16 protein-coding genes are annotated in these 15,384 nt (G+C 72.8%); 7 read left to right on the top strand and 9 right to left on the bottom strand.

Annotated elements, in window-relative coordinates:
- Positions 1 to 11: 11 nt before the first annotated feature.
- Positions 12 to 1,475 (top strand): MocR-like pyridoxine biosynthesis transcription factor PdxR, encoded by a 1,464-nt coding sequence (gene pdxR, locus AC1DIW_RS08805; protein ID WP_478107482.1) that lies wholly within the window; start codon positions 12 to 14, stop codon positions 1,473 to 1,475.
- On the opposite strand, the gene AC1DIW_RS08800 is transcribed toward pdxR, so the two are convergent.
- From AC1DIW_RS08800 to AC1DIW_RS08790, 3 genes are all read right to left on the bottom strand, one after another.
- Positions 1,438 to 2,631 (bottom strand): MFS transporter, encoded by a 1,194-nt coding sequence (locus tag AC1DIW_RS08800; protein WP_478107480.1) that lies wholly within the window; start codon positions 2,629 to 2,631, stop codon positions 1,438 to 1,440. The two genes, pdxR and AC1DIW_RS08800, sit on opposite strands and share 38 nt — an antisense overlap.
- A gap of 61 nt (positions 2,632 to 2,692) precedes the next feature.
- On the bottom strand, positions 2,693 to 3,604 hold the full coding sequence (locus tag AC1DIW_RS08795; RefSeq protein WP_478107478.1) for a cation diffusion facilitator family transporter: 912 nt from the start codon (positions 3,602 to 3,604) through the stop codon (positions 2,693 to 2,695).
- A complete protein-coding gene (locus AC1DIW_RS08790; RefSeq protein WP_478107476.1) occupies positions 3,601 to 3,984 on the bottom strand; it encodes an ArsR/SmtB family transcription factor in 384 nt (127 codons plus the stop codon). Before AC1DIW_RS08790 ends, AC1DIW_RS08795 begins: the two co-directional genes overlap by 4 nt.
- An 87-nt stretch (positions 3,985 to 4,071) precedes the next feature.
- On the opposite strand from AC1DIW_RS08790, the gene AC1DIW_RS08785 reads away from it, so the two are divergent.
- The gene (locus AC1DIW_RS08785) at positions 4,072 to 5,049 is read left to right on the top strand and encodes a DUF389 domain-containing protein (RefSeq protein WP_478107474.1); all 978 of its coding nucleotides are present in this window, start codon (positions 4,072 to 4,074) and stop codon (positions 5,047 to 5,049) included.
- Positions 5,050 to 5,055: 6 nt separating this feature from the next.
- Here AC1DIW_RS08785 and AC1DIW_RS08780 read toward each other — a convergent pair whose 3' ends face one another.
- The 3 genes from AC1DIW_RS08780 to AC1DIW_RS08770 form a co-directional block, all read right to left on the bottom strand.
- Complete coding sequence (locus tag AC1DIW_RS08780; RefSeq protein ID WP_478107472.1) at positions 5,056 to 5,697, bottom strand: hypothetical protein; 642 nt, start codon at positions 5,695 to 5,697, stop codon at positions 5,056 to 5,058.
- A gap of 66 nt (positions 5,698 to 5,763) precedes the next feature.
- Positions 5,764 to 5,961 (bottom strand): hypothetical protein, encoded by a 198-nt coding sequence (locus AC1DIW_RS08775; protein ID WP_478107470.1) that lies wholly within the window; start codon positions 5,959 to 5,961, stop codon positions 5,764 to 5,766.
- On the bottom strand, positions 5,958 to 6,353 hold the full coding sequence (locus AC1DIW_RS08770) for a DUF2237 family protein (RefSeq protein WP_442277550.1): 396 nt from the start codon (positions 6,351 to 6,353) through the stop codon (positions 5,958 to 5,960). The genes AC1DIW_RS08775 and AC1DIW_RS08770 overlap by 4 nt, the downstream gene beginning before the upstream one ends.
- 114 nt (positions 6,354 to 6,467) lie before the next feature.
- On the opposite strand from AC1DIW_RS08770, the gene AC1DIW_RS08765 reads away from it, so the two are divergent.
- The 4 genes from AC1DIW_RS08765 (at position 6,468) to AC1DIW_RS08750 (ending at position 11,340) form a co-directional block, all read left to right on the top strand.
- The gene (locus AC1DIW_RS08765) at positions 6,468 to 8,618 is read left to right on the top strand and encodes a penicillin acylase family protein (protein ID WP_478107468.1); all 2,151 of its coding nucleotides are present in this window, start codon (positions 6,468 to 6,470) and stop codon (positions 8,616 to 8,618) included.
- A gap of 138 nt (positions 8,619 to 8,756) precedes the next feature.
- On the top strand, positions 8,757 to 9,827 hold the full coding sequence (locus AC1DIW_RS08760; protein ID WP_478107466.1) for a hypothetical protein: 1,071 nt from the start codon (positions 8,757 to 8,759) through the stop codon (positions 9,825 to 9,827).
- Positions 9,828 to 9,843: 16 nt separating this feature from the next.
- On the top strand, positions 9,844 to 10,218 hold the full coding sequence (locus AC1DIW_RS08755; RefSeq protein WP_442277547.1) for a hypothetical protein: 375 nt from the start codon (positions 9,844 to 9,846) through the stop codon (positions 10,216 to 10,218).
- A gap of 39 nt (positions 10,219 to 10,257) precedes the next feature.
- A complete protein-coding gene (locus AC1DIW_RS08750; RefSeq protein WP_478107464.1) occupies positions 10,258 to 11,340 on the top strand; it encodes a DNA polymerase IV in 1,083 nt (360 codons plus the stop codon).
- Between the two features lie 15 nt (positions 11,341 to 11,355).
- On the opposite strand, the gene AC1DIW_RS08745 is transcribed toward AC1DIW_RS08750, so the two are convergent.
- Together AC1DIW_RS08745 and AC1DIW_RS08740 are read right to left on the bottom strand one after the other, a co-directional pair.
- A complete protein-coding gene (locus tag AC1DIW_RS08745; RefSeq protein WP_478107462.1) occupies positions 11,356 to 11,727 on the bottom strand; it encodes a hypothetical protein in 372 nt (123 codons plus the stop codon).
- A 98-nt stretch (positions 11,728 to 11,825) separates the two neighbouring features.
- Positions 11,826 to 12,311 carry a MarR family winged helix-turn-helix transcriptional regulator gene (locus AC1DIW_RS08740; protein WP_478107460.1) on the bottom strand — a complete coding sequence of 162 codons (486 nt, stop codon included), beginning with the start codon at positions 12,309 to 12,311 and terminating at the stop codon, positions 11,826 to 11,828.
- A gap of 146 nt (positions 12,312 to 12,457) precedes the next feature.
- On the opposite strand from AC1DIW_RS08740, the gene AC1DIW_RS08735 reads away from it, so the two are divergent.
- Positions 12,458 to 13,696 carry an MFS transporter gene (locus AC1DIW_RS08735; protein WP_478107458.1) on the top strand — a complete coding sequence of 413 codons (1,239 nt, stop codon included), beginning with the start codon at positions 12,458 to 12,460 and terminating at the stop codon, positions 13,694 to 13,696.
- Between the two features lie 28 nt (positions 13,697 to 13,724).
- Here AC1DIW_RS08735 and AC1DIW_RS08730 read toward each other — a convergent pair whose 3' ends face one another.
- Positions 13,725 to 15,371 (bottom strand): FAD-binding dehydrogenase, encoded by a 1,647-nt coding sequence (locus AC1DIW_RS08730; protein ID WP_478107457.1) that lies wholly within the window; start codon positions 15,369 to 15,371, stop codon positions 13,725 to 13,727.
- Positions 15,372 to 15,384: the final 13 nt, after the last annotated feature.

The raw sequence follows: 15,384 nt of genomic DNA, 5'->3' as shown, positions 1-15,384 counted from the left end.
AGACTGTGGTTGTGGACCTCCACGTCAGTCTCAGTGGTTCGGGCGACCTCTCCGCCCAGATCTACGCGCAGGTGCGGGCGGCCGTCCTCGACGGCCGTCTGGCCGGGGGCGACCGGGTCCCGGCCTCCCGGGACCTCGCGGCGAGCCTCGGCGTCTCGCGCGGCACGGTGACGGCGGCGTACGACCGCCTCCTCGCCGAGGAGCTGCTGGAGAGCCGCCGCGGCGCCGGCACCTTCGTCGCCAGCGGCTGCGTCCCGCCCACGCCCGCGGCCCGCCGCGCCCGCCCGGGAGCTGTCACGCCGACGGCGCTGTGGGCGAACCCGGTGGCGCCGCCACCCGGCCCGTCCGGCGTCGCCTTCGACTTCTCGGTGGGGGTCCCGGACGCCTCGCTCTTCCCGCTCGCGACGTGGCGCCGCCTCGTCAGCGCCACCCTGCGCCGGGGCCGCCTGTCGGCGGGCACCTACGACGCGCCCGGTCCCGGTGCGGCGGGGAGCCGTCTGGAGGCGGAGATCGCGAGGTATGCCGGCCGGTCCCGCTCCGTCGTCGCCTCAGGTGGCGACGTGGTGGCCACTGCCGGCGCGCAGCAGGCTCTCGACCTCGTGGCGCGGGTGCTCGTCGAGCCGGGTGACGTCGTCGCCGTCGAGGACCCCGGCTACACGGCTGTGGCGCGCCTCTTCGCGACCCACCGCGCGGTCGTGCGCGGTGTGCCGGTCGACGGCGAGGGGATCGTGGTCGACGCCCTGCCCGACACCGCCCGCCTCGTCTACGTCACGCCCTCGCACCAGCACCCGACCGGCGTGGCCATGTCGCTGGCACGGCGGATCGCGTTGCTGGAGTGGGCGGTCCGTCACGGCGCCGTCATCGTCGAGGACGACTACGACAGCGAGTTCCGCTTCGCCGACCGGCCGCTCGAGCCGTTGCAGAGCCTCGACCGTGACGGCCGGGTCGTCTACGTCGGGTCCTTCTCCAAGTCGCTGCTCCCGGCCCTGCGGGTCGGCTACGCCATCGCGCCGACGACGCTGACGGCCGCCCTGCGCGAGGCGAAGCGCGTCACCGTCTGGGACGGTGACGCGGTGACCCAGGGCGCTCTCGCCGCCTTCCTCGCCGAGGGGCACCATGCTGCCCACGTCAAGCGTGCGACGAAGGTCTACCGGGCCCGGCGCGAGGCGCTCCTGGACGGTCTCACGGCTCCCGACGGTCTGGCCGACTGGCTCGAGGTCATTCCCTCGGCCGCGGGCCTGCACCTGTGCACCCTGTTCCGCGACCCGGCTCTCGACGACGTGACGATCGCCGAGGCGGCCCTGACCGCAGGAGTCCACGTCGAGCCGCTGTCAGTCCGGCACCTCGAGCAGCCGCCCCGCCACGGGCTCGCCTTCGGTGTGGGCGGCATACCCCGGGACGGAGTCGGGCCGGCGCTCACCACGCTGCGAGGGGTGTTCAGCTCGAGCCGGCCGGGATGCCCCGCCGCCGGATGATCGCGAACTGCGTCGCGAGCGGGATGATCCCGAGGATCAGCACCATCGGCACGGCGAAGCCGAGGCGCAGGTTGTCCGACCCGACGGCGCCGGTCAGGACTGCGCCGAGCAGTGCACCGACGTAGTTGAACTGGTTGAACCGGGCGACCACCTGGTCGGTCTTGTCGATGCGCTCGCCCGACGAGCCCGCGTCCTCGCCTCCCGCGATGGCGCCCGCCGCCGAGAAGCTGAGCGGCGCGATCGTCGCGACGGCGCCACCGAGGATGGTGAAGCCGACGACGGCCACGCCCCACGTCGGGGCGAAGACGATGACCGCCAGCGACAGCGCGGCGACGACCCCGCTGATCCGGAGCAGCCACACGGCGCCGTGCCGGTCGACGAGCCGGTCGCCGACGGCACGGGCCAGGAGCGTCGCGACGAGGTAGGGGAGCGTGGCCAGGGCGGTGAGGGCGGACGGGGCGTGCAGGGTGCCGTCGAGGTAGACCGGCCCCCACGTCGTCGCCGCGGTGTCGACCATGTAGAAGAGGACCATGGCGATCCCGAGGAGGGCGATGCGCCGCCACGGCACGTCGACCGTGGCGTCGGTCGCGGCGAGCCGGTCACGGCGGACGAAGGGCGCGGCGAGGGCCGCGACGGGAAAGGCGAGCAGCGGCAGCAGGGCCGGGCCCAGCTCGACACCCGACGTCGCGAGCGTGACGAGGGTGCCGAGGATGCCACCGGCGGTCCAGAACGCGTGGAACGACGGCAGGATCGGGCGACGGTAGAGGTGCTCGACCGTGACCGCCTGCATGTTCGAGGAGGCGTCGACGAGCCCGAGCGCCAGCCCGTAGGCCGCCAGCCCGGCGACGAAGACGCCGAAGGCCGGCGCCACGAGCAGCACCGCGAAGCCCAGCGTCGCGACGACGAGCCCCACGCGTACGACCACGGCGCTCGACGAGCGTGCCGCGACGACCTCGGCAAGGACCGAGCCCACGCCGGCGAGCAGGACGACCATGAGGAGCAGCCCGCTGACCGCGAGCTCGTCGAGCGACCACTTCAGCTGGACCTGGGGAAGGCGGGTCGTCAGGGAGATGAAGAGCAGGCCCTGGACGAAGAAGGCGGCGCCGGCGGCGAGCCGAGCCCGCAGCGCGGGGGAGGACTCGGCCTGAGAGGTCACGCTGGGTCACACTGTCGGTCGCGGGTCCTGGCGTCAAGGCTCCAGGGTCGCGGCGGCAGTCCTACCAGTCGGCGCCCTGACAGGTGGACCGGTCGGTCGTCTCGACCTGGAGGGTTGCGTGGGCGACGTGGAAGCGCTCGCGCAGCATCCGGCTGGCGGCCTCCAGCACCTCCGGTCCGGTGTCGGGGCGCAAGGTCACGAGGTGCGCGGTCGCGACGTCCATGCCCGACGTCAGGGTCCACACGTGCAGGTCGTGGACCTCGGTGACGCCCGGCACCTCACCGAGCGCGGTCAGCAGGTCGGTCGGCTCGATGCCGGTGGGTGCGTGCTGGCCGAGGACGGCCACGACCTCGCGCCCGAGTGCGACTGCGCGCACCGCGACGAAGACGGCGATCGCGAGGGCGACGACGGTGTCCCACCAGGCGCTCCCGGTCGCGGCCACGAGCAGGGCCGCCGCGATGACCCCGACCGAGCCGACGGTGTCGGCCACGACCTCGAGGTAGGCGCCCTTGACGTTGAGGCTCTCGGCGGCGCCACCGCGCAGCAGGAACAGGGCGACGACGTTGATGACCAGACCGATCCCGCCGACGACGAGCATGGTGCCCGAGGCGATCTCGGGGCTCGACCCGATGCGCCTGACGGCCTCGACGGCGATGTAGACGGAGACGCCGAGCATGAGCAGCACCGCGAGCCCGGAGGCGAAGACCTCGGCCCGGTAGGAGCCGAAGGTGCGGCGTCCGGTCGTGTCGGCGCGAGTTGCGATCCGCGTCGCGACGAGGGCCGCCCCCAGGGTCACGACGTCGGCTGCCATGTGTCCCGCGTCGGACAGGAGGGCGAGCGAACCCGACGTCAGGCCGGCCACCAGCTCGAGGACGAAGAAGGCCGCCACGAGGCCGAAGGCGACGGCGAGGCGCCAGCGGTGTCGTGCGCCTGCGTGTCCGGGAGAGCGCCCGTGGGAGTGCCCGCGGCTCATCGACGCCGACCCCCGTCGTGGAGCGCGTGCTCGCGGGTGACGTCGAGGAGCAGCCTGACGTGGGCGTCGGAGAGGCGGTAGTAGATGTTGCGGCCCTGGCGCCGTCCGGTGACGACACCCGAGGCGCGGAGCAGCCGGAGGGCCTGGGAGACGGTCGTCTCGGCGGTACCGGTCGCGGCGGAGAGGTCGCAGACGCAGAGCTCACCGGCCTCGAGGAGGGCATAGAGCAGTCGGGCGCGGGTCGGGTCGCCGAGCAGCTTGAAGACGCTGGTGACGCGGGCGAGTTCGTCGACTCCCGGGGCGTTGTCGGTGGCGAGGGCGACCTTCTCGGGGTGCACGCAGGGGGCGGCGCACCCGTCGAGTCCGGCGACGGAGCTCACGGCAATCCCCTTCATCTGTTCGGATGATCAGATGTCACTGTCGTGGCGGCAGGCGACACCTGTCAACCGGGCGGCAGACTGTCCGACATGCTGAGACTGACCGTCACCATCCCGAACGAGCTCACCGAGCGGGTCATGCAGGTGCTCTCCGACTCCTCGGCCGTGAGCACGCTGTCGGTCCTGCGCGGGGCGGCGGTGCGCCCGGTCGGCGACGTGGTCCAGGCCGACGTAGCCCGGGAGGGCGCCGACGTCCTCGTCGACCGGCTCCACGACCTCGGCGTGCACCGGGACGGGACCCTGCAGATCGAGCCGGTCACGACGTGGGTCTCGCGGGCCGGCTTCGAGGCGGACGAGGCGACGCCGGGCAGCAGCGCCGACGCCGTCGTGTGGGCGCAGGTCGCGCAGCGGTCCTACGACGACAGCGAGCTGAACTGGACGTTCCTGTCGTTCATGTCGCTCGCCACCCTCATCGCCGGCATCGCGATCGTCCTCGACTCGCAGATCCTCGTCATCGGCGCCATGGTGCTCGGCCCGGAGTTCGGCGCCATCGCCGCGCTCGGGGTCGCGCTCGTCCGGCGGCGACCGCTCCTGCTCGCCGTCGCGGCGCGGGCTCTCGTCGTCGGCTTCCTCGTCGCCATCGTCGTCACGTGCCTGGCCGGGCTCGTCGGACGCGCCCTCGGCTGGGTGACCCTCGACGACATCACGGGCAACCGTCCCAGCACCCACTTCATCTACGCGCCGGACAAGTGGTCGTTCATCGTCGCCGTGCTCGCTGCTGCGGCCGGGGTGCTCTCCCTGACGTCGGCCAAGCTCGGAGGACTCAGCGGCGTCTTCATCTCGGTCACGACCATCCCCGCCGCAGGCAACGTCGCGCTCGGCCTCGCCTTCGGCGCGTGGGCGGAGGTGCGCGGCAGCGGTCTCCAGCTCGTCATCAACGTCGTCGGGATGGCCCTCGCCGGGTGGGTCACCCTGGCGCTGCAGCGCGCCGTCTGGTCACGGGTGCCGGCGCCGCCGTCGCACACTCGATTGAGTCGCCGGATCCACGCCGAGCCGCCGTCCCGCTGAGCCGCGTCAGCGAGTGGTGGTCGGCGTCGGTCGCGGTGGGGGCGCCGGCAGCGTGAAGGTCGTCGCCAGGGCTCCGTTCACGAGCGCCAGCAGGACCCCGGTCTCCTGGCGGATGACGGCATAGCGGCTCGCCGCCACGGGCGAGCTCGCCCTGGCCTCGCCCGAGGCGGCCCGGGCGAAGAGTCCCAGGGAGGCGAGCCGGCCGTAGTAGCTGGGGGCGTCGAGGCCCGGAGGTGCACCGTTGGCTCCGAGCCGGGCCAGGTGCTGGGCCATGAGGTCGAGCTGGAGGGCTGCAGCATTGCCCGACAAGGACATCCGGTCGAGCAGCCGCACGTCCATGACGAGGCTCGTGCAGTCGGCGAGTGCGACGGGCCGGTTGAAGACGGTGCTCGTGGTCAGGGTCGGCGCCGCCGGTGCGGTGACGGTGACCGTGGGCGTCGCCACGACGGTCGCCGTGGCCACGACCGTCGTCGTCGCGGTGACGGTCTGCCTGTCGATCTCGGTGACCGTCACCGTCTCCGTCGGCACCGGCGTGCCGGACGCTCCGGCGACCTGGCTCAGCTCGATGACGGGCGTGCCGGACGAGCACGCCCCCAGGGTGAGGGCGCACGACAGCGCGAGCGCTGCGGCAACCCTGGCTCGAGACACGGTCGACTCCGGTGCTCGACGTGGACAGTGCCTCGATTGTCGTCGGTGCGCGGCTGTCGCGTGCCGCTATGCGCGAACCGTCCCCACCGCGGCGCGCGCGCTCCGGAGCAGGCCTCCCACCCGGGTCCTCAGGTCGACGGCGAGCAGGTTGCGGCACGGCTCGCCCGCCGCCTTGTCGACCGGGAAGTCGGCGGACCGCGCGAACGGCAGGGCGACGCAGCACAGGCCGAAGCACTGCGAGCAGTCGGCCTCGAGGCGTCTCACAGCAGCGAGCTCGGGTCGTCGGGGACGTCGGCGGCATACGACTGCAGGAGCTGGAGCGGCACGACCTCGAGGGCGCGCGCGTGCGTGGCCGCGAGGAACACCGGCGCAGCAGCGCCGTCCTGGTGCGCCTCGAGCCAACGGCTGGCGACGACGCACCACCGGTCGCCGGGCGTCAGGCCGGGGAAACGCCACTCCGGACGAGGCGTCACGAGGTCGTTGCCGACGCTGCGCTGGTGGTCGAGGAACTCGGTCGTCACGACGACGCAGATGGTGTGACTGCCCCGGTCCTCGGGCCCGGTCGTGCAGTAGCCGTCGCGGTAGAAGCCCGTCACGGGGTCCGTGCCGCACGCCTCGAGCTCGCCGCCGAGCACGTTCCGCTCCCGCGCTGCCATGCTCCAAACCTAGTGGTCGAGCGGCCGAGGGCAGGCGCTCCACGAGCTGCTGGTCAGACCTCGTCGCTACGCTGAGGCCCCCGCTGGATCGAGCAGGTCGGAGGAGGACGCGACGTGACCACCGAGGTGCGGCGCGACCCCGTCGGCGTCCCACACCTGCGCGCCGACGACCTGCTGGAGCTGGCCTGGCTCCAGGGCCGGGTCACCGCTCTCGACCGCGCCTGGCAGATCGAGCACCACCGGTGGCGCATGGAGGGTCGCACGGCCGAGTACGTCGGGGCCGACGGGCTCGCGTGGGACCGCTTCGCCCGGCAGGTGCTGCTCGAGCCGACGGTGCGGCGCTGCTTCGAGCGGCTGGACGCGGAGACGCGGACGTGGCTGACGGCATACGTCGACGGTGTCAACGAAGCGCTCGCGGAGGGGCTCACCGGGACACCGGAGGTCGCGCTGCTCGACCTCGGGTCGTATGCCGCGGCGCCGCGCCCCTGGGAGCCGTGGACGCCGCTCGGCATCTTCTGGGGCATCCACCTGGTCTTCGGGACATTCCCGTCGAAGCTGTTCAACGCGCACGTCGCCGAGCGTCTCGGCACGGACGCCCTGGCGCTGCTCAACGCCGAGGGCGTCGAGCGCGCCGAGGCGTCGGGCAGCAACGCCTGGGTCATCGGTGGGGACCGGACCGCGAGCGGGCTGCCGCTCATCGCCGGCGACCCGCACCGCACCATCGAGCTGCCCGGCTGCTACCAGCAGGTCGGGCTCGCGTGCCCCGAGTTCGACGTCGTCGGCTTCACGTTCCCCGGCGTGCCCGGCGTGCAGCACTTCGCGCACACCGGCACCGTCGCGTGGGGCATCACGAACGCCATGGCCGACTACCAGGACCTGACGCTCGAGTCCCTCCGCCATGTGGGGACCGGAGCGGACGGCTCGCCGGTCTTCGAGGCCAGGGGACCGGGCGGTTGGGAGCCGGTGCGCGCCACCACCGAGACGTTGCGCCTGCGGGGCGGGGCCGACGTGACCGTGCCCGTCGGCGTGACGTCCCGCGGGCCGGTCGTCACCGGGCTCGAGGCGGAGATGGAGCGGGCGGTCGGCGACGTACAGCCGTCGCCGCCGGGCGCGGCCCCGGCCGCCTACAGCCTGCGCACCCCGACGCACGTCGAGGAGGACCTCGGCTTCAGCGCCTTCCTGCCGCTCCTTCGATCACGCACGGTCGCCGACGTCGAGGCGGCGCTGTCGCGGTGGGTCGAGCCGGTCAACAGCGCCCTCGTCGCCGACGTCTCGGGCCGCATGCGGCACCTCGTCGTCGGTCGCGTGCCCGAGCGTGACGAGATCGGCGCCGTCCTTCCCGTGGCGGCCTGGGACCCGAGGCACGAGTGGCGCGGCTACCGGAACGGACCCGCTCGCGACGTGCCCGACGTCATGGTGAGCGCGAACGACCGGCGCAGCGGCGGGGGCCTCGGCATCGAGTACGCGACGTCGTTCCGGGCCGACCGCATCCGGTCGCTCCTCGAGTCGCCCGCCGAGAGAGGGGAGCGGCTGACGGCGGACCACTGCGGGGCCATCCACGTCGACACCCTCAACGGCCAGGCCGACCTCATGCGCGAGCTCGTCGGGTCGGCGGACGTCACCGGGGACGCCGCAGCGGTGCGGTCGGAGCTGCTCGCCTGGGACGGGCGCAGCGACGCCGGCAGCACGGGGGCGGCGCTCTTCGCCGCCTGGCGCACGGCGCTCGTGCACTGGTTCTCCGAGCATCCGCTCCTCGCGGTGCTGCACGAGCCGAGCGGTCACTCGAGCCTCTTCGCCGCGTGGACCGACGTCGTGACCCAGATCGGTGCCGGCTGGCACTCGATGGCCCGACTCGGCCCGGACCACGGCATCGAGGTCAGCGAGGGCGTACGCGTGGCGCTCGAACGTGCTGCCGCTCAAGCGGGTTCGCTGACGTCGTGGGGTGAGCGCCACTGGCTCGACCCCGTCCACGCGCTCACCAGGTCCGGCGGCGCGCCTGCCGTGCCTCGCGACCCCGTGGGCGGGGACAAGGGGTGCGTGCTCGCCGCCGCCAGTGCGCCCGGGGTGACCGACCACTGCTACGGCGGTCCCGTGGCGCGTTACGTCTGGGACCTCGGCGACCGAGACGCGAGCCGCTGGGTCGTGCCGTTCGGGGCGAGCGGCGACGCGCGCGACCCGCACTTCGCCGACCAGACCCGAGCCTGGCTCGCGGGCGACCTGCACCCGGTGGCACCTCTCGAGCCGCCGCGCAGCGATTTACGCTGAATTTTGCCTTCTCTTTACCATTTACAGGACAAAGCCTGACGTTCCGCCCTACTGTGCTCGCGTAGGGGCACCAGGTGCGACACGGTGCCTTGTGCCAGCGCAGGAGGTGTGAGTCCGGTGACGACGAGCATGACGCCCATGAATGGGGATCCCGAGCGCTGGCTGCCCGACCCGTCCTGGCCCGTGCCCCCACGCGGCTGGCAGCTGTGGGCGGCGGCCGGGTCGGCGCCGCGGCCCGGACGCGCCCCTGACGGCGAGCTCGAGGTGCGCGCCCAGCCCGAGATGCCCCACACTGACCCTGTGCTGTCCGAAATAGACCGATTTGCGGCCATCGAGGACGCCTCCTTCACGCTGCCGAGCCGCCCGAGCCGCCCGAGCCTCCTGGTCGACCACACGTCGGGCCAGCCGGTGCTTGTCGACCTGCTCGTAGAGGCTCGAGCCTCTCACCGGGCTCCGCACCGAGCACCCGCGGGGATGGTCCGGGGCTTCGCAGCGCTCGCCGTCCTGCTCGTCGTCAGCTTCCTCGTCGGCGGCGTCACGGGCGCCCTCGTCGTCATCGGCGTCTCCACCCTCCTGGCAGCCAGCGCTGCCCTCGTGAGCGGTCACATCTCGCTCTCCCTGGTCGGCGGCCAACGCGGCGCCGGCCTCTTCCTCGGCGTCGCCGTCGTGGCCCTGATGGCGGCCTCGGTGATGCCGCGCGACCGCCCCGCCCGCCAGGACGAGGTCGCGACGGCGCTGGTCCCGGTCAGCTCGAGCTGGGTCCCCGACGCCCGGTCGACGCAAGCCGCCGTGCCGCCGTCACCGGTCGCCTCGTCTTCGAGGATGCCGGTGGCTCCGGTAGTGCCGCCAACGCCATCGGCGTTCGGCGCCGAGATCGACACGTCGGCGCCGGCCGCGCGCTCGATGGTGGGTGGTGGAGTCCCGACCCTCTCGCCCGATGCGCTGACCCCGAGCTCCGGCCGGGCGAACGACCCCGGGACGTCGAAGACCGTCAAGCCGGTCAAGGCCGCGAAGCCGGCGAAGACGTCGAAGCCGGAGAAGGCGTCCAAGCCCGAGAAGGCGTCCAAGCCCGAGAAGGCGTCCAAGCCCGCGAAGCCCGCGAGGCCAGCGCATCCGGTGACGACCTGTCCCGGCAGGACAGGCGCGGCGCCGGTCGTGTTGCGTCGTGCCCTGGCTGCGCTCGGTCCGTGCGGACCTGTGCGACAGTGACTCCGTGGGTACACCTATGACACCGGTCACGATCATCTGGTTCGTCGGAGCCGCGATCGTGGGGGCGATCGCCGGTGGCCTGCATGTGCTCCGTTCCGCCATCGGCGGCTCGCACACGGAGATGCCCCTCATGATCTCGGCCTTCGCCCTGACAGCGCTCGCCGCCGCCATGCTCTTCCACGGCGTCATGCTGGCGGCTCGGGCACAGGATGCCGCCGCCGGACCCGCTCCCGAGATCGACGTCGCCGAGGCCGATGCTGAGGACGCCGCCGAGGTCCCCGACCGCGAGGTGGCCTCCGAGGGCCCGGCCGCCTACACCTTCCGCGGAGGTGAGCCGGTCGGCGAGCGAGCGGCCCGGCGTGCCCGACGCGACCGGTCCGCGCAGGGCTGACGGCGCGCCGTCGTCGCACCCGACGGGCACAATGACGGGATGAGTGCAGGTCGCACCACCTGGGTGCTGCACGTCGACCTCGACCAGTTCATCGCCGCCGTCGAGGTGCTGCGTCACCCCGAGCTCGCGGGCCTGCCGGTCATCGTCGGCGGTCGTGGTGATCCGACCGAGCGCGCCGTCGTGTCCACGGCGAGCTACGAGGCCCGTCAGTTCGGCGTCGGATCCGGTATGCCGCTGCGCCTCGCCGCGCGCAAGGCGCCCGACGCGGTGATCCTCCCGGTCGACGCCCCGGCCTACACCGAGGCGTCCGAGCGGGTCATGGACACGCTGCGCGGGCTCGGGGTCGTCGTGGAGGTGCTGGGCTGGGACGAGGCCTTCCTCGGGGTCGACGCTGACGACCCGGAGGCGTTCGCCGAGCGAGTCCGGGCAGCGGTGCTCGAGGCGACCGAGCTGCACTGCTCCGTCGGCATCGGTGACAACAAGGTGCGCGCCAAGATCGCGACGGGCTTCGGCAAGCCGCGCGGCACCTTTCGCCTGACCCGGGAGAACTGGTTCGACGTCATGGGCGACCGGCCGACGATCGACCTGTGGGGCGTCGGGTCCAAGGTGTCCAAGCGACTGGCCGCACACGGGATCACGACGGTGCGCGAGCTCGCCGACGCCGACGAGTCCGTCCTCGTCGGCGAGTTCGGGCCGCGCATGGGCCTCTGGTACTCCCAGCTGGGTCGCGGCATCGGGTCGGCCGTCGTCGACGACTCGCCCTGGATCGCGCGGGCGCACAGCCGGGAGACCACCTACCAACGCAACCTCACGACGGCGGAGGAAGTGCGGGACGCCGTGCGCGAGCTCGCCTCCCAGGCCTTCGACGACACCGTCAAGGAGGGACGCCCGGTCTTCCGTGTCACGCTCAAGGTGCGCTACGCCCCGTTCCACACCTCGACCAAGGCCCGCAAGCTCCCGGCTCCGACGACCGAACGCGATGACGTCATCGAGGCCGCCGTCGCCCTGGCGCAGACGCTCGACCCGGGGCGTGAGGTGCGTCTGCTCGGCGTCCGGGCCGAGATGGTCATGCCCGACGGGGGCGACCCCGTCGAGCGCACCCCGGTCCGCGGCCGCCTCTGACGGATCTCGCCGACCTCAGTGGTGGCGCCGGGCGCGACTGATCTCGCGGACGGCCCGTGCCTTGGCCCGGAAGAACCGGGGACGGCTCACCAGGTAGGCGGCGACGACGAGCCCGACGATGGCGATGAGCCGGTTCGGGTCGACGGCAGGCCGCCAGGTGACCTGTCCGTCCTTGATGACGAACGCGCCGGCCGGCCGTCCGGCCATGCCGAAGCCCGCGCCCTCACCCGACTCGCCCTTCTCGTCGTGGCCGGAGCCACCACCCCCGCCCCCGGTGACGACGGCGGCCGGGATGACCGTCAGGCCGTCCTTCTCGTACGGCTCGCCGTAGACGCGTCGGACCGTGATCGTGTCATTCGCCTTGCTGAGCAGCTCGTCGAGCTTCATGGTTCCTCCCTCGTGCCGGGCGCCCCGGCCTCAGCACCCCAGACTGCCCAGATGGCTCGTGGCCCAACAGGGCTGAAGGTCCCGAATGACGCGGCCGCTCAGGCGGGTGCCGTGGAGCGCGCCTTGGCCCGGCGGGTCCCGCCACCGGGCGTCCCGTGCAGGAACCGGACGAGCGCGGCCAGCTCGGGCACCTCGCCGGCGCTCTCGAGGGACTGCTCGAGCACCGTGTCGTGGGTCGGTGCGGCCTCGCGGTAGAGCGCCCAGCCCTTGTCGGTGAGCTCGGTGTAGATGCCGCGGCGGTCATCGGCGCAGAGCACCCGGGTCAGCAGCCCGCGGTCCTCGAGCCGGTTGACGAGCCGGGTGGTCGCGGACGACGAGAGGGCGGCTGCGCGAGCGAGCTGGCTCATCCGCATGTGCCAGCCGTCCTGACGGGACAGGGCGTCGAGGACGGTGAACTCGACGACGGACAGCTCGTGGCGGCGCACGAGCTCTCGCTCGAGGGCGCTCTCGATGTGTCCGTGCAGGGCGGCCAGGGTGCGCCACCCGGAGGCGCGCACCTCGACGGCGGAGTCTGCGATTCCCATGCGCACCATCATAACGCGCGTTTGCAATATGCCGCGCCTGCAACTAACGTCACTCGACATCACTTAGTTGCACACGCGGCATACCGGCGAAAGCAGAGAGGCTCGGATCGGCGCCCGCATCCTGTCAAGGAAAGGACTCGGCACCCATGCCACTCGGTCTCATCGCCCTCGCCCTCGGGGGCTTCGGCATCGGCCTGACGGAGTTCGTCATCGCCGGCCTCATCAGCACCGTCGCCACCGACATGGGGGTCACCATCCCCGTGGCCGGCTACCTCATCAGCGGTTACGCCCTGGCCGTCGTCGTCGGCGCGCTGGGCCTGACGCTCGTGCTCGGCGCCTGGCGACCCAAGCGCGCCCTGCTCGCCCTCATGGTCCTGTTCATCGTCGGCAACGCCCTCTCCGCGGTGGCGACCGGCTACGGCATGCTCCTCGCCGGCCGGGTCGTCGCGGCCCTCGCCCACGGCGCCTTCTTCGGCATCGGCTCGGTGCTCGCAGCCTCGCTCGTGTCACCCGACCGTCGGGCCGGCGCGATCTCCATCATGTTCGGCGGGCTCACCCTCGCCAACGTGCTCGGTGTCCCGCTCGGGACGTTCGTCGGGCAGCAGTGGGGCTGGCGCGCGACCTTCGCACTCATCGCCGTCGTCGGGGTCGTTGCGGCCGTCGGCATCGCGGTCCTCGTCCCGGACGCCGCCCCAGAGACGGAGTCCGGTGAGCCCACCGAACGTGCCGCAACCCTGCGGGCCGAGCTCGCAGCCTTCCGCAACCGCCAGGTCTGGTTCTCGCTCGCGATGACCGTCCTCGTCTTCGGCGGGATGTTCGGCGCCTTCATGTACGTCGAGCCGCTCCTGACCCGCGTCACCGGCTTCGACGAGTCGGCGGTGCCGTGGCTGCTCGTCCTCTTCGGCGTCGGCCTCTTCGCCGGCAACCTCCTCGGAGGCCGCTGGGCCGACCGCGCCCTGGCTCGCACGCTCGTCACGCTGACGCTCGCGCTCGCGGTCTCGCTCGTCGCCTTCGCGCTGCTGTCGGGCAACGAGGCGGGGTCGGCGGCCATGCTGCTGGCCATGGGCTTCTTCGGCTTCGCGACCGTGCCCGGCCTGCAGATGCGGGTCCTCGGCCACGCCTCCGGAGCGCCGACGATGGCCTCCTCGGCGAACATCGCGGCCTTCAACGTCGGCAACTTCCTCGGCGTCTGGATCTCGGGCCTGGCCATCAGCGCCGGGCTCGGCTGGACCTCGCCGCTCTGGGTCGGTGCGGGCTTCGCGACGTCGGGGCTTCTCGTGCTCCTCGGCGCCACGGCGGCAGAGCGCAGGACGGCACCCGAGCCGACGGAGGCCGGTCCCGTCGAGAAGCGTGAGCAGCTGGACGTCCCCGCCCACGTCAGCTGACACCGGTTCGAGGGATGGCGGGGGACGCTCAGAGCGCGGCGGCGACCGACCGGCCGGCCGTGCGCCCGCTGAAGAGGCAGCCGCCGAGGAAGGTGCCCTCGAGCGAGTTGTAGCCGTGCATGCCGCCCCCGCCGAAGCCGCTCACCTCGCCCGCGGCATACACCCCCGGGAGCGGCTCGCCGCCCGGCCCGAGCACGCGTCCGGCGAGGTCGGTCTCGAGGCCGCCGAGCGTCTTGCGGGTGAGGATGTTGAGCCGTACGGCGATGAGCGGGCCGGCCTTCGGGTCGAGCAGCTTGTGCGGACTCGCCACGCGAATCAGCCTGTCACCGCGATAGTTCCGCGCCCCGCGGACTGCGGTGATCTGCGCGTCCTTGGTGAAGTCGTTGTCGATCTCGTTGTCGCGCGCCACGATCGTGCGTCGCAGCGACTCGACGTCGATGAGGTCGTCACCGGTGAGCGCGTTCATTCCCCGGACCAGCTCGTCGAGGGTGTCCGCCACGACGAAGTCCTCGCCATGACGCTTGAAGGCCTCGACGGGTCCGGGCGCTCCCTTGCGGGCCCGTCCGAGCACCTGCTTGACGTCCTTGCCGGTGAGGTCGGGGTTCTGCTCGGAGCCCGACAGGGCGAACTCCTTCTCGATGATCCGCTGGGTCAGCACGAACCACGAGTAGTCGTGGCCGCTGTGCGTGATGTGACGGAGCGTGCCGAGGGTGTCGAAGCCGGGGAAGTACGGCGCCGGGAAGCGGCGGCCCCGCGCGTCGAGCCACAGGGACGACGGGCCGGGCAGGATGCGGATGCCGTGGTTGTCCCAGACGGGGTCCCAGTTGCGCAGTCCCTCCGTGTAGTGCCACATCCGGTCGGGGTTGATGACCCGACCGCCGGCCGCCTGCGTGATGCCGAGCATCCGGCCGTCGACGTGGGCGGGCACCCCGGCTACCATGCGGGTCGGTGGCGCGCCGAGCCGCTCCGGCCAGGCCTGCCGCACGAGGTCGTGGTTGCCGCCGATGCCCCCGCTCGTCACGACGACGGCCTGGGCGGTGATCTCGAAGTCGCCGACCTCCTCGCGGCTGCTGGGCCGGCCGCGGTCGACCCCGTCGGGCGCCAGGACGCGACCGCGTACGCCCGTCACGGTGCCCACGGTCAGGACGAGCTCGTCGACGCGGTGGCGGAAGGCGAAGGTCACGCGACCGCTCGCCACGGCGGCACGGACCCGTCGCACGAACGGTTCCACGAGCCCGGGGCCCGTGCCCCAGGTGATGTGGAAGCGGGGCACCGAGTTGCCGTGCCCGTCGGCGCGCCCGTCGCCGCGCTCGGCCCAGCCGACGACGGGGAAGAGCCGATGGCCCTGCTCGTGCAGCCACGCGCGCTTCTCGCCGGCGGCGAAGTGGAGGTATGCCTCGGCCCACTTGCGTGGCCAGAAGTCCTCGTCCCGGTCGAACTGGGCCGAACCCATCCAGTCCTGCGTCGCGAGCTCGAGGCTGTCCTTGATGCCCATCCGGCGCTGCTCCGGGCTGTCGACCAGGAAGAGCCCGCCGAAGCTCCAGAAGGCCTGGCCGCCGAGGGACTGCTCGCCCTCCTGGTCGACGAGCACGACCCGCTTCCCGCGGTCGGCGAGCTCAGCGGTGGCGACGAGTCCGGCGAGACCGGCTCCCACGACGACGACGTCGGCTTCCATGGCCCCGAGCATG

This window comes from Terrabacter sp. 01T434 (assembly GCF_056398545.1).
The sequence above is the reverse complement of the archived record's forward strand: the minus strand, read 5'-3'. Positions and strand labels throughout refer to the sequence as shown.